Source organism: Desulfobacter sp. UBA2225 (assembly GCF_002348205.1).
In the GTDB taxonomy this organism is placed as follows: Bacteria; Desulfobacterota; Desulfobacteria; order Desulfobacterales; family Desulfobacteraceae; genus Desulfobacter; species Desulfobacter postgatei.
In genome coordinates this window covers 1-12,972 of the sequence record NZ_DDYV01000016.1, presented here as the reverse complement: position 1 = coordinate 12,972, position 12,972 = coordinate 1, and the positions used below count along the sequence as shown (strand labels likewise).

The 12,972-nt window shown below is 49.6% G+C and carries 16 protein-coding genes, 1 tRNA gene and 1 pseudogene; 11 read left to right on the top strand and 7 right to left on the bottom strand.

Annotated elements, in window-relative coordinates; genetic code table 11:
* The 6 genes and pseudogenes from B3D59_RS00725 to B3D59_RS00700 form a co-directional block, all read right to left on the bottom strand.
* Positions 1-848, bottom strand: an 848-nt coding sequence (locus B3D59_RS00725; protein WP_286817165.1) for an HAD-IC family P-type ATPase, incomplete at its 3' end; no start/stop codon positions are given.
* An 87-nt stretch (positions 849-935) separates the two neighbouring features.
* Entirely contained in the window at positions 936-1,094 is a 159-nt protein-coding gene (locus tag B3D59_RS00720) for a hypothetical protein (protein ID WP_286817164.1), read from the bottom strand.
* Positions 1,095-1,103: 9 nt separating this feature from the next.
* Positions 1,104-1,433, bottom strand: a complete 330-nt coding sequence (locus B3D59_RS00715; RefSeq protein WP_286817163.1) for an exopolysaccharide biosynthesis protein — start codon at positions 1,431-1,433, stop codon at positions 1,104-1,106.
* 19 nt (positions 1,434-1,452) lie between these two features.
* Positions 1,453-1,623 (bottom strand): annotated as a pseudogene (locus B3D59_RS18375) (exopolysaccharide biosynthesis protein); the annotation flags it as partial.
* Between the two features lie 169 nt (positions 1,624-1,792).
* Positions 1,793-2,668 carry a protease HtpX gene (gene htpX, locus B3D59_RS00705; protein WP_286817161.1) on the bottom strand — a complete coding sequence of 292 codons (876 nt, stop codon included), beginning with the start codon at positions 2,666-2,668 and terminating at the stop codon, positions 1,793-1,795.
* Positions 2,669-2,697: 29 nt separating this feature from the next.
* The gene (locus B3D59_RS00700; RefSeq protein ID WP_286817160.1) at positions 2,698-4,008 is read right to left on the bottom strand and encodes a hemolysin family protein; all 1,311 of its coding nucleotides are present in this window, start codon (positions 4,006-4,008) and stop codon (positions 2,698-2,700) included.
* Here B3D59_RS00700 and B3D59_RS00695 point away from each other — a divergent pair.
* On the top strand, positions 4,007-4,306 hold the full coding sequence (locus tag B3D59_RS00695) for a hypothetical protein (RefSeq protein ID WP_286817159.1): 300 nt from the start codon (positions 4,007-4,009) through the stop codon (positions 4,304-4,306). The two genes, B3D59_RS00700 and B3D59_RS00695, sit on opposite strands and share 2 nt — an antisense overlap.
* A 104-nt stretch (positions 4,307-4,410) precedes the next feature.
* Here B3D59_RS00695 and B3D59_RS00690 read toward each other — a convergent pair.
* Positions 4,411-4,486, bottom strand: a tRNA-Asn gene (locus tag B3D59_RS00690).
* Between the two features lie 143 nt (positions 4,487-4,629).
* On the opposite strand from B3D59_RS00690, the gene B3D59_RS00685 reads away from it, so the two are divergent.
* From B3D59_RS00685 to B3D59_RS00640, 10 genes are all read left to right on the top strand, one after another.
* Positions 4,630-4,926, top strand: a complete 297-nt coding sequence (locus B3D59_RS00685; RefSeq protein ID WP_286817158.1) for a hypothetical protein — start codon at positions 4,630-4,632, stop codon at positions 4,924-4,926.
* 128 nt (positions 4,927-5,054) lie between these two features.
* Complete coding sequence (locus B3D59_RS00680) at positions 5,055-5,501, top strand: SoxR reducing system RseC family protein (protein ID WP_286817157.1); 447 nt, start codon at positions 5,055-5,057, stop codon at positions 5,499-5,501.
* Positions 5,502-5,632: 131 nt separating this feature from the next.
* A complete protein-coding gene (locus tag B3D59_RS00675; RefSeq protein WP_004073284.1) occupies positions 5,633-5,998 on the top strand; it encodes a cytochrome c3 family protein in 366 nt (121 codons plus the stop codon).
* A gap of 91 nt (positions 5,999-6,089) precedes the next feature.
* A complete protein-coding gene (locus B3D59_RS00670; protein ID WP_286817156.1) occupies positions 6,090-7,361 on the top strand; it encodes a 4Fe-4S dicluster domain-containing protein in 1,272 nt (423 codons plus the stop codon).
* Positions 7,362-7,377: 16 nt separating this feature from the next.
* Positions 7,378-8,343 (top strand): RnfABCDGE type electron transport complex subunit D, encoded by a 966-nt coding sequence (locus B3D59_RS00665; RefSeq protein ID WP_286817155.1) that lies wholly within the window; start codon positions 7,378-7,380, stop codon positions 8,341-8,343.
* Positions 8,336-8,920, top strand: a complete 585-nt coding sequence (rnfG, locus tag B3D59_RS00660; RefSeq protein WP_286817154.1) for an RnfABCDGE type electron transport complex subunit G — start codon at positions 8,336-8,338, stop codon at positions 8,918-8,920. Before B3D59_RS00665 ends, rnfG begins: the two co-directional genes overlap by 8 nt.
* Positions 8,921-8,941: 21 nt before the next feature.
* On the top strand, positions 8,942-9,550 hold the full coding sequence (gene rsxE / locus B3D59_RS00655; RefSeq protein ID WP_286817153.1) for an electron transport complex subunit RsxE: 609 nt from the start codon (positions 8,942-8,944) through the stop codon (positions 9,548-9,550).
* 18 nt (positions 9,551-9,568) lie between these two features.
* Positions 9,569-10,144, top strand: coding sequence for an electron transport complex protein RnfA (locus tag B3D59_RS00650; protein WP_004073279.1), 576 nt, complete (start codon positions 9,569-9,571; stop codon positions 10,142-10,144).
* Between the two features lie 31 nt (positions 10,145-10,175).
* The gene (locus tag B3D59_RS00645) at positions 10,176-12,260 is read left to right on the top strand and encodes an FAD-dependent oxidoreductase (protein ID WP_286817152.1); all 2,085 of its coding nucleotides are present in this window, start codon (positions 10,176-10,178) and stop codon (positions 12,258-12,260) included.
* A 235-nt stretch (positions 12,261-12,495) separates the two neighbouring features.
* The coding region (locus tag B3D59_RS00640; protein WP_286817151.1) for an endolytic transglycosylase MltG at positions 12,496-12,972 on the top strand (477 nt) is incomplete at its 3' end.

Sequence of the window (12,972 nt, the reverse complement as noted above, 5' to 3'; positions counted from 1 at the left end):
GAGATGGCCGTGAGCAGCATCAACAACGGAGGCTCTCCCCGAAGGAGACCGGCCACAAAAACGATGGCACAGATGGCCAGGACTGCGTAAGCAAGCTTCTGCCCGAAAGAGGCCATCCGCTTCTGAAGCGGCGTCCGTCCTTCGTGTTGGTCTTGGAGCAAGGCGGCGATCCGTCCCAGTTCCGTCCTCATCCCGGTGGCCGCTACCACGCCCCGCCCCCGGCCGTAGGTGACCAGGGTGCCTTTATAGGCCATGTTTTTCCGGTCGCCGATGGACAGGTCTGTTTCCCCGAGCGCCGCGGTATCTTTTTCCACCGGCGCGGACTCGCCTGTCAAAGCCGCTTCATCGATTCGAAGCTGAACCGATTCAATCAGCCGGATATCGCCCGGCACCACGTTGCCGGCCTCCAGGATCACCAGGTCTCCGGGCACAAGTCGTCCCGCAGTAATCGATTCAGGGCGTCCGTCCCGAATGACGGTCGCCGAAGGTGCTGCCAGCTTTTTCAGAGCGGCCATGGCTTTTTCGGCTCGGTATTCCTGAACGAACCCAAGCACGGCGTTCAGCAGCACAATCACGGCGATGGCGATGGTATCCACAGGGTCGCCGATCACGCCGGCCACGACGGCGGCGGCGATCAGCACTAGGATCATGAAATCCTTAAACTGATCAAAAAACATCATCCACAAGGATTTGCGTTTCTTCTCGATCAGTTCGTTGGGACCATAGTGCTCAAAGCGTCGACGAGCCTCTTCGGAAACAAGGCCCATATCGGATGATTGCAGTTTCTCTAAGACCTCGGTTGGATGGATCTGATGCCAATTGACCGGTTTTTCTACCTTTTTACTCATGGTTCCTCCTACCTCATGTTACTAAGTAGGTGAATGAAAATAAAACCGTATTCACCTCTCAGTGTTTTTTTCAATAAAATGCTATTATTAAGGAATGTTATCAATTTCAAACAAACCATTAAACCGGGAATTATTTCTATCTTGGTACTTAACGACCATTGGCTCTTCAGCCAATCTCCAATCCGACTCAAGATCATGGGACTTCGCAGCGACAAAAACCAGCGGACTGAGCAAGGCATGACTCACAGCAGACTCCTATTCGATAGGGAACCATTCAATAATACCCTGTAGAACGGCGATCCCTCCCAGCAGGAGAAAGGCAAAATAGAGTACCGTCAAAACAAGAGTCATGTATCCAAGGAGGACGAACCGGCCGGCCCGCTGGAGCACTCCGATAGCCAGGAAGAGGATTGCCAACCCCGGCAGCGTATTGGAGAACGGGATCAAACCGAAGGGAGCCATAAGAAACAGCGCGCCTGCGATCAGCATCAGCCCGTTGACCCTCGCCATTCCGATCCCGTGGGTCAGACAGAACGGGAATCGAAGGTCGACTGATTCGTCCCAATCGGTGAATCCAAACGGCACCCTTCTCCAACGCCAACCGCACCCTGTCGGCTGGAAATTTCTTGCGTAAAAGTCGATCCGGCAGCCAGGGGGGACGATGGGTTATGATCCCGACACCAACGAGTCCAATGACCAGTCCGAACACGGTGCTGACCCCTGGTATGGATACAGGGACCATGAAAGGCAGCGTAAGGAATATGCAGAAAACCATCATTCCCTCGGAGCCGATGAGATTGAATATCTCCCGCAAAGTCACCACGTCCCCCGAAAGGATTTTGCTCACATACTCGACACTCTCAGCCGGTGTCATTTCTGTCGTGTTGCGCTGTGTATCCATGTAACTCCTTTCTAATCAACAGGAGCCTGGGCGGCGGAAAGTCTCAATTTGCCGATTGCAGCGCCGCAATCCGCGATTCCAGTGGCGGGTGACTGCTGAACAGCGCCATCATGCCGCCGCCTGCAATCCCGCTGGCGGCCATTTCCTTGGGCAACTGGCCGGCTTGAAGATTACCCAGCGCTCGCAGGGCGTCGATCATCGGGCGTCGGTCGCCCATCAGCGCGGAAGCGCCGGCGTCCGCCCGGTATTCGCGCTGGCGTGAAAAGTACATGACCACGATGCTGGCCAGGACGCCGAACAGGATTTCGAATATTATGCTGCTGATCCAATAGCCAATGCCCGGGCCGCTCGATTCTTCGTCATTCTTGCGCAGAAAACTGTCCACGGCATAGCCAGCGACACGCGACAGGAAGATCACGAAGGTGTTGACCACCCCTTGGATCAACGTCAGGGTTACCATGTCGCCGTTTTCGATGTGGGCGACCTCGTGGGCCAACACGGCTTCCACCTCTTTTCGATTCATGCTTTGCAGCAGTCCGGTCGAGACGGCCACCAACGAATTGGACTTGCTGGGCCCGGTGGCAAAGGCATTGGGAGCGCCTTCGTAGACGGCGACCTCGGGCATCTGCAATCCGGCTTTGCCTGCCAACCGTCCCACGGTGTCAACGAGCCAGGCCTCATCCTGATTGCCCGGCCGCTGGATGACTTGAGCGCCGGTGCTCCATTTCGCCATGGTTTTGGACATCATCAGCGAAATAAAGGACCCGCCGAAGCCTATCAGGGCGGCAAAAGCCAGCAGCATGCCCATGTTCAGTCCATTGCTGGTCAAAAAGCGATCGATACCCAGAATACGGGCACTGATCGACAGCACCAGCATCACCGCAATGTTGGTCAACAAGAAAAGAACCACACGTTTCATCTAAACCCTCCTGCTATTATTGTTATTGATCAATCTACTGCCTCAGTACTTTCTCTATCACTTTTGGGGTCGACTGCGATAAGCAACTTGTCGATGCGGTTGCCGTCCATATCGACGACCTCGAAGCGTGCGCTGCCATGGTTGAAGCTTGCACCGGCTTTGGGTATGCGTCCCAAATGGTCCAGCACGAAACCCGCCAGCATCTCCACTTTCTCTCCCATATAGATGCCGGTTAAGGTTTCGACTTCGTCGGTGGGAACCGTCCCGTTAACCAGCCACGATCCGTCGTCCCTTTGCACAATCTGGGGTCCATCATCTTCTCCTCGTTCCGGAAGGTCGCCGGCGATGGCCTCGATCACGTCGGTTAGCGTCACCAGGCCTTCCGTTGTTCCATACTCATTCACCACAACAGCTAAGTGAACTTTTTCCTTCTTGAATCGATTCAGAAGGTTAAGGACCGTTGTGCGGTCCGGAACGTACAATATCGGAGTGACCAACTCGGATAAAGTGACCTCTTCACAGCTAAGGGCTTCAGGCAGAAGGTTCTTGGTATGGATAAAACCGACGGGGTGGTCCACCGTTCCGTCGCAAACCAGCAGGCGCGAAAAACGATGCGACCGCACCATATCGATAATCATGTTCCGGTCGGATTTCACATTCACCCAAACGATCCGGGTGCGCGGTGTCATGATTAGCCGTACGGAACGATCCGCCAGGCGGAGAACGCCTTCGATCATATCCTGCTCCTGGGGGACAAAAATGCCCGCTTGCGTCCCCTCGGCGATCAGCGACTTGACCTCGTCCTCGGTGACGGTTGTCTCACGGGTACCGGTCAGACCCAAAAGGCGCAATACCCTCTCGGTTGAGATGTGCAGCACCCATACGGCCGGAGCCGCAACCAAGGAAAGGCCACGCATCGGTCCGGCCACCAGGGAGGCGACCCGTTCGGGTTGAGTCAACGCGATCCGCTTCGGAACGAGTTCCCCGATGATCAACGATAAATAGGTTATGCCGACAACCGTGATGCCCATGCCTATGGAATGGCCATAAGATGAGAACGACGGGAATGTGTTGAGCCAGATTCCGAGTCGCTGGCCCAACGTCGCACCGCTGAATGCCCCGGCGATGACGCCGACCAGCGTAATGCCGATCTGAACCGTCGACAGAAACCGGCTTGGATCGTCAATGAGGCGAAGAGCGGCGCGCGCACCGCGGCTGCCCTGATTGGCCAAATGCTCGAGGCGGCTTCTTCGCGATGAAACGACGGCAAGCTCGGACATGGCGAGCAATCCATTGGTCACGGTAAGGAACACGACTATGAGGAGTTCAAAATACAGCATGACGGCCTTTTCTAAAGGATGTTCGGGAAGAGGCAAGCCGGGTCTGGGGGGCTCCGATTTCGTTCAGGAAATCAACCCATGGCCAGTCCGCGCCATGCTCAACTTTGCCGTATTTTATGAGGTGGGTATTCTGGCAGCTCGGATGCAACCAAGCTGTTCGAAAAATGGAGAAAATGGAGAATTGGATAATTCGGAAGGAATAATTGCGGTAGCGGTAAGCGACTGCACCCCCCACGGTTCCAACTGCGCGGCAGATTCTCGCTTTCGAATAGAAGAATCGTCATCGGTATCCAAATAACGGCAACCCTCCGATAAATCATAGAAACAGGGCGCATAGCGTCTCCTGCTTCACCTGTGTCTATTGTTAACTCACGAACCCTGCAGGGTTCGTGGATTTTATTTTGGCTCCCCAGCACGGACTTGAACCGCGGACTTAGTGGTTAACAGCCACTCGCTCTGCCAACTGAGCTACTGGGGAGCAGCGTCTCTCAATCAAGACTTGTGCTTTATATACCAACCAAATTTCTTTGTCAAGCAATTTCAATAAAAAAATTTGACATCCTCTGCCCCTAAGATTATTGTTAACTTGAGGCAAAAAAATAAAGCAAAGGAAGGACGCCAATGGATATTAAAAGTATTCAGGGAATGAACGCCTACACAACCAATGCACTAACGGCAGACACGACTGCTGTCCAGAACAATATTAAGGAAACACCAGATGTTAAAACAAATACGGAAAGCACCCAGACAAATCAGGAAGCCTTTCAGGTCAACATCACACAACAAGCGTTAGCACTGCAGGCTGAAAATACAGCAGACCCGGCTAAACAAAACCAGGAACAGCTGTTTTCTCAGCAAACGTATCAGGCCCAACCGATTCAGGGCCCACAGGGCAACCGGATTGATATTTTTGGCTGACCTTATTACAATAATAAAGCAGCGATAATAATAAAGCAGCGAGCCTGGCAGACATGAACACAACACGACCTGAGTTCCCTAACCGCTTTAATTTGTAACCACTAACCCTAATTACATAAGAGTAGATCATGATTACCGAAGACGGCATTGTCACCCACGCCACACCCGAAACAGCCTGGATTAAAACCACCCGTTCAGCAGCCTGCGAAAGCTGTTCGTCAAAAGACTCCTGCGGCGTCAGCCATCACCCTTCCGAAGAAATGACCATTATCCTTCCAAACACCCTTGGCGTGGAAGAAGGAGATCAGGTGATTGTGGGCATTCATTCAGCCCCCATGCTTTTTTTAAGTTTCTTTCTTTATGTATTCCCAATCATCCTGCTCATCATTGGCGCACTTATCGGGGATGCCCTTGCCCCTGTCTTGGAAATGAGTAGTTCTGTACTATCCATGGGGTTTGGTTTTTTACTGTTTGCAGTCGCTTTTCTCATCATCAGAAAAAAGCAAGCAGGCATGTCAAAAAAAGACAAATATAAACCGTTCCTGGTTAGAAAGAAAAATCCGATCCGCTCCTAAAAAATACACCTTTTGTAATAAATAAATTTCCGCCACTTTTTCCTTGTAAATCTAAAATCAATATACTATATACCCTTCCAGTTGTGGGTTCGTCGTTAAACTCTAACCCCTAAAAAATTGAGAGAAAAGTTATGACATCACAACGAGACCTGAAAATAGCTGTATGGATCATGATCGTTCTTTTGGTCACAGGGATTGTCTGTTACGCGTCCTTTTGCCCTCCTGTTCCGAAAAATCCAGTCAGACTGATGTTTCAGAACAAAGCCGGCAAAGTTTTATTCACACACCTCATGCACACAGATAACTATTCTTTAGATTGTCTGGACTGCCACCACAACATTGAAGATGACGAGACCTACAACTGCAGTGAGTGCCATGGGGAAACAGGTGATGAAAGCATGCCGTCCAGGGCTGACGCATTCCACGCCCAGTGCAAGGGGTGCCATGAAGATTATGGTGCGGGTCCGGTAGAATGTAATGCATGTCACGCACAATAATTTTTTTCAGGATGACGAATATCAACGACGGATATTCACCTGAACAAAATTAGGCTTGGCTTAAGATTTTTACAACACTTAAGGACTAATTATGATTAAACGATCTTTTTTCGCTCTATCCAAACCCAGGTTGACGTATGATATGCTTGATACGTCCCTGCAATCCGCCGAGGAACTTGCAGTACCTGGCAGTCTTACCCTTCTTTTGTCCGAAGAAATCGACAGCGCAAAAAAGGCTTTGATCGGCCCGGGAGACGCTGTCAAAAAAGGGCAGAAATTAAAGCTTTACGAAGATAGTACACCTTATGTACTGTCTCCTGTTGCAGGTACGATCAAGGGATTTGATTCCTACTCCGATGACTTCGGCAACAAGGCAACCTATATATTGATCAAGCCGGATCCAGCAGTCAAAGCCGATGATCAATGGGCCCAGACAAATCTGGAAGAAACTCTTGAGTTTGTCGCCGATTATCTTGGACAGATTCCCGGAGCATTGCCTGTTTCAACTCTGACGAACCCAAACTATGCTATCCGGACCATTGTTGTGACAGGTGCAGACACAGATATATTGTGTGACACCTGTCAATTCGTCTGCACGGCATATGCGGGACTGATGGTCGCCGGAGCCAAGATTCTGAAAGCGATGACCCAGGCCGACCGGATCTGCATTACAGTACCTGAAAATCTTTCAGCGCAGATGGACCTTGCTGGTTTTAATGTACTCAGAACATCAGATACATACCCGTCCACTCTGCCCGCCATGGTGATGAAAGATCATTTGGGCAAAGAACTTTCACCAGGTGCGATCCCTGAAGATGCAGGTGTCTGTTTTGTCAGCCCAGAAGCTCTGGTTTCCCTTGCCCGGACTTACGAAACCGGGAACCCTGTGTTTGACAAAATCGTCACCCTGATCGATAAAGGCGGAAAAAAATACCGGGTCAAGGCAACCATAGGCACACCCATCAGTAAAATATTTTCCTGTTTTAATGTTCAGATCAATGAACGGGACCGGATCATCATCGGAGGACCTATGCGCGGCTTTGCCACGTATACGGTTCATCATCCCGTGGTTCCGGATATGGATACCATCATTGTACAGGACAGAGATGTTATCCCCGAACTTTCGGACAATGCCTGTGTCAATTGCGGCGAGTGTGTCCGCATCTGCCCGGCCAATGTACCCGTGAACCTGCTGGTACGGTATCTTGAAGCAAACCTTTATGAAGAGGCTGCAGACAGGTTTGATCTGGAATCCTGTATAGAGTGCGGGCTTTGCGGCTATGTATGCAGGGCCAGAATTCCTTTATATCAGTATATCCGCCTGGGCAAACATGAACTGTTGACCCTTCGTGAAAATGCTTGAAGATGGGAGAAAGCCAATGACAAACACTAAATTGATCGTTTCCCATGCCCCGTTCTGGCATACCGGAGACAGCCTGTTTCAACAGAATCTGAATTTTATTATCGCTCTTTTACCGGCCGCACTTTTCGGTGTTCTCAATTTTGGTGCGCCGGCCCTTGGGGTGTTGACACTTGCCACTTCATCAGCCATGCTCTGGGAAGTGATCATGTCAGTCATATCCAAGCAAAAAATTGCCATAGGCAATATGGAATCTGCGGTCATCGGCCTGCTATTGGGCATGATGGTTCCAGCCACAATGCCGTGGTGGGTTATAATCACCGGGACATTTGTTGCGGTCGTCTTAGGTAAATATGCATTCGGCGGTACCGGCGGCAATCCTTTCCATCCGACGCTGGTGGGTATTGCCATTCTCATGATGTCTTGGCCCGCCCTCTTAGACTTCGACACAGCTTATGTATCATATCAGTTTGATTTCACCGCCCTTGCACCTCTGGCCGCGCTGAAATCCCAGGGCACATCCGCTCTGGCCTCATTCTCCAACTACGATCTGCTTATGGGCAAGGAAGTTGGCGGTATTGGCTCCACTTTCGGACTTGGCATCATTATCGGCGGAATTTATCTGATGTTAAGGGGTTATGCCAGATGGGAAATTGTTGTTTCGTTCATCGCAGGCATTCTGATTACCGCAACGATTTTCTATCTGCTTCATCCGGATACATATGCCCCGCCGATATTTCACTTGTTTGCAGGATATACCCTTATAGGCGCCTTCTTCCTGGCTGTTGAAAATTCATCCTCCCCGGTTCATCTCATTCCCATGCTGATTTACGGATTTTTAGGTGGGTTCATGATCATTCTAGTCCGCAATATAGGTATTTATCCGGACGGCACGATCCTGTCCATCCTGTTGATAAACCTTATCAATCCGCTGATTGATGTAATAAAACCCAAAGCCCTTGGAAAGGGGGTGCCCAATGCGTGAGATGCTAAGTATGATTGTGGTACTGACCGTTCTCACGGCAGTATCCGGCGGCCTTCTGGCAGCCGTTGAACAGACAACCAGGCCCCAGATCGAAGAGCAGGTTTTGAAATTTCAGAAAGCACCGGCCATCAAAGAAATTTTCACGGATATCACCAATGATCCCATCCAGGAACGCTTCGACGTAACTGCCGATGAAACCACACTCCAGGTATTCCCGGGCGTTCTTGGCAGCGGACAGAAAGCCGTAGCATTTGAAGCCAAGGGCACCGGCTTCGGCGGTCCTGTCGGACTGATGGTAGGCATCAACCTTGACACCGATGAAATCATTGCGGTTCGGGTAACAACCCACTCGGAAACGCCCGGCATTGGTTCCAGGGCCAAAGAGGATCTGTCCTTTGTTTCCCAGTTTGCCAGCAAGTCCATGTCCGCCAAATTCGGCCTTAAGAAAGGCGGCGGAGACATTGACGCCATGTCCGGTGCAACGGTCACGTCAGCTGCTGTCAGCCAGGCTGCAATTGCAGCCCAAGAGCTGTATAAAAAACTGAAACCTGAAATCGTTAAACATATCGCTAACTAAGGGCACTCAGGAGAGATAATTATGGCACAATCCCTGGTAAAAGAATTTACAAAAGGTCTGTGGGCGGAAATTCCCCCGTTCCGGCTGGTTCTTGGGCTTTGCCCCACCCTTGCCGTAACCAAGACCGTAGAAAATGGAATCGGCATGGGTATAGCCACCACCTTTGTTCTGGTCTTCTCAAATATTTTAGTCTCCATGCTTAGGAATATAATCCCCTCGAAGGTCAGAATTGCCTGCTATATCGTTATCATCGCCACCTTTGTTACCATTGTGGAATTTATGATGCAGGCGTATACCTATGAACTGTTCCTGAAACTCGGTATTTTCATCCCCTTGATTGTTGTAAACTGTATTGTACTGGGCCGGGCAGAAGCCTTTGCCGGTAAAAACACAGTCATTCCGTCTGCGGCTGACGGCTTGGGCATGGGTATTGGTTTTACTATGTCCCTGGCAGCACTCGGGGCTGTACGTGAGCTCATTGGAGCCGGCACGCTGACAATATGGGGTGGTTCTCCCATCTTTACAATAGGTCATGGCTATATTCCCTTTCAATTCATGGTTGAAGCTCCGGGTGCATTTATCGGCCTGGGCCTGATGCTCTGCCTGATGAACCTCATCGGGCAAAAATAAGGTAAGGAGATTTATAACATGGGTGATTTATTTATTCTAGCAATTAGCTGTATTTTCATCAACAATATTCTCCTTGCCCAATTCTTAGGTAACTGCCCTTTTCTAGGCACCTCCAAGAAAATGGAGACGGCCATGGGCATGGGAATGGCTGTTGTATTTGTTCTAGTCATGGCAGGCATGATAACCTGGATTTTAGACATGTACCTGCTTAAAGCACTGAATGTTGAATTTCTGCGCACACTCTCTTTTATTCTGGTCATAGCCTCCTTGGTTCAATTCGTGGAAATGTTCTTAAAAAAGAGTATCCCTGGACTGTATGCAGGCCTGGGTATCTTTCTTCCACTGATCACAACCAACTGCGCGGTTATGGGTGTGTGTCTGATTAACATCAAGGAAGAGTACACCTTTATTGAGGCTCTGGTATCCTCCTTTGCCTATGCCGTAGGTTTTGGTCTTGCCCTGGTTCTGTTCGCAGGCGTCAGGGAAAGAATCATCCTTGCCCGGGTGCCTAAAGCTTTACAGGATACCTCAATCGGTCTTGTGACTGCGGGTCTGATCGCATTGATCTTTACCGTTTTCAGGGGCATGGTTTAGTTTAACACAAAAAATAATATAAGGTGATTGTATGATTCCAGCTATACTGCTAATGCTGGGCATTGGCGCAACATGCGGCATCGTGCTCAGTCTTTCTTCAAAAATCTTTTATGTGTATGAAGATCCCAGAATCGCACAGGTAGAAAACAATCTTGCAGGTGCCAACTGTGGCGGTTGCGGGTATGCGGGCTGTTCTGCAGCTGCAGCAGCAATCGTATCTGGTAAAGAACCCCCGACCGTTTGTATTGTCAATTCAAAGGAAGGCGTTGAAGCGGTTTCCCTGATCATGGGCGTTGCTCCAGGTGCTGCTGAAGCGCCCCTGTCTTACAATATGTGTGAGGGCGGCAATCGGGCCGCTGATAAATACCACTATATGGGTGTTTCATCATGCAAAGCCATGGCTGCCATATTTGGCGGACACAGAGTTTGTACGGTTGGCTGCATCGGTCTTGGAGACTGTATAAAGGCCTGTCAGTTTGGTGCGCTTTACATGGGACCGGATGGTTATCCCGTGGTTGATGACGCAAAATGCGTTGGTTGCGGTGCCTGCCAGAAGGCCTGCCCCAAAGATATTATTCAAGTCAAGACCCTGAGCGAAAAACTAATGGAATTCAACCAGGAGCAAGGTGCTCTGGCACCCTGTTCCCAGACCTGCCCTGCTGAAATCAATATTCCGAAATATATCAGTGAAATAAAAGCCGGAAAATATGCCGATGCGGTTCAGACCATACGCATGAGAAACCCCCTTCTCCTTTCCTGCGGAAGGGTATGTCCTCATCCCTGTGAAGATATGTGCAGAAGGGGTATTGAGGATGAACCGGTTTCCATTAACCAGCTCAAACGCTTTGTGGCTGACTATGAAATGAATTCCGGTTCCCGGATTCCCATTACTTGTGCCCCTGATACCGGTAAAAAGGTCGCTGTAATTGGCGGCGGACCTGCCGGACTTTCCTGTGCATATTTTTTAAGGCGCCTCGGTCATCAGGTCGATATCTTTGACGCTATGCCAAAACTTGGCGGTATTATCAGATACGGCATCCCAGAGTACAGACTTCCTAAAAAGGTTCTGGATTGGGAAATACAGGGAATTCTCGATTTAGGAATCAAGGCCTTTACCCAAGTTAAATTCGGAGTAGACTTTGGACTAAGCTCTTTGGTAGCCTCCGGATACAACGCCATATTCATGGGAATTGGTGCCTGGAAGGATTATGCCCTTGGCATTGAAGGGGAAGAGCTTGACGGATGTTATAAGGGAATTGAATGGCTTTCGAGATTTTCCAGCGGTCAGGAAATGAAGATAGGAAAAACCGCTGCTATCGTCGGTGGTGGGAACAGCGCCATTGACTGCGTCAGAACACTGAAGCGGCTGGGGCTTGAAAAAGTGTACATTGTTTACAGAAGAACCCGGAAGGAAATGCCTGCCAATGCAGTGGAAATTCATGCAGCCGAAGAGGAAGGCATTGATTTTGTATTCCTTGCAGCCCCCACACGGGTCATTGGAGATGAAAACGGCAAGGTTAAAGGCCTTGAATACCTGAAGATGGAACTGGGTGAACCGGACAAATCCGGTAGAAGACGTCCAGTACCGGTTGAAGGATCTGAAACGGTACTGGACGTTGATATGGTCATCTCTGCCATCAGTCAGGCACCGGATCCCTCTTTTAAGGATACTGACCCAACTCCGAAAATAAAAGATCTGGAATTGACCCGCTGGAATACCATTGACAACAATCCTGAAACCCTGCAAACTTCAATCCCATATATTTTCACCGGGGGTGATTCGGCAACCGGACCTTCCCTTGTTGTTACTGCCATTGGCGGCGGAAGGCGTGCCGCCCGCGCCATCGACCTGTTCCTGAAAGGAAAACCGGTTGAACCAGTCGAGAATTCCTTACTGGGAAAAAGAATCCCTGAATCTATTTTCAAAAAAGTTGATGGCATAACTCCCAGCAAACGGGCAAAAATGCCGGAAATCCCGGTTAGCCAAAGGCTGGATTCAATGATTGAAGTTGATCTGGTTCTGCCCGAAGAGCAGGCGCTTGCCGAGGCTGATCGCTGTCTGAACTGCTGTCGGATCTGCTACAATCCTGATACCGAGTTTCCTATTGCGAAATAAGTAAGCTACAAGGAAATAATTAAAACATACGGGTCTGACCGATTTACCGGCAGACCCGTTTTCATTTCAACACTTATAAATCACTGATTTGAATAATTCCCAAGAAATATTCTTCCCTCCGGAACAGGAACAACCCCCTGACAAAAAACCGGACAAACCATATAAAGCAATAAAAAAGCCGGCCCTTATTTTGGCTATGATCTTTCTGTGCATTACTGTAACAACCGGCAGTTTAATGCTTTGGATGGTTTCTTTTATTAAAACGCCTGTGGGCATCACTCCTTACCAACCAGTCGCCTTTACGGTATCTGCTGGCCAGCACTTATCTACCATAGCCCAAAACCTTAAAGACCAGGATTTAATCTCAAACCTCATTGCGTTTAAACTTTATGCCCGGATAAAAAAGGCAACAACCCAGATAAAAGCAGGGGAATATGAGATGAACACCGGTATGAATCCAGAAGCCATCTTAAGCCTTCTGATCTCGGGTAAACACAAACTATACCGATTCACCGTTCCAGAAGGACTGAACATGGAAGAAATTGCCTTGCTCGCCCAGGAAGCCGGTTTATGTTCCAGACAGCAATTTTTAGCTTTGTGCAATGAGCTTGAATGGATCAATCAATTTGAAATACCGGGCACGACCTTAGAAGGATATCTGTTTCCTTGGAGAAAAAATAGGTATCTGGAAACAGATATCCTTCTAAGGTCG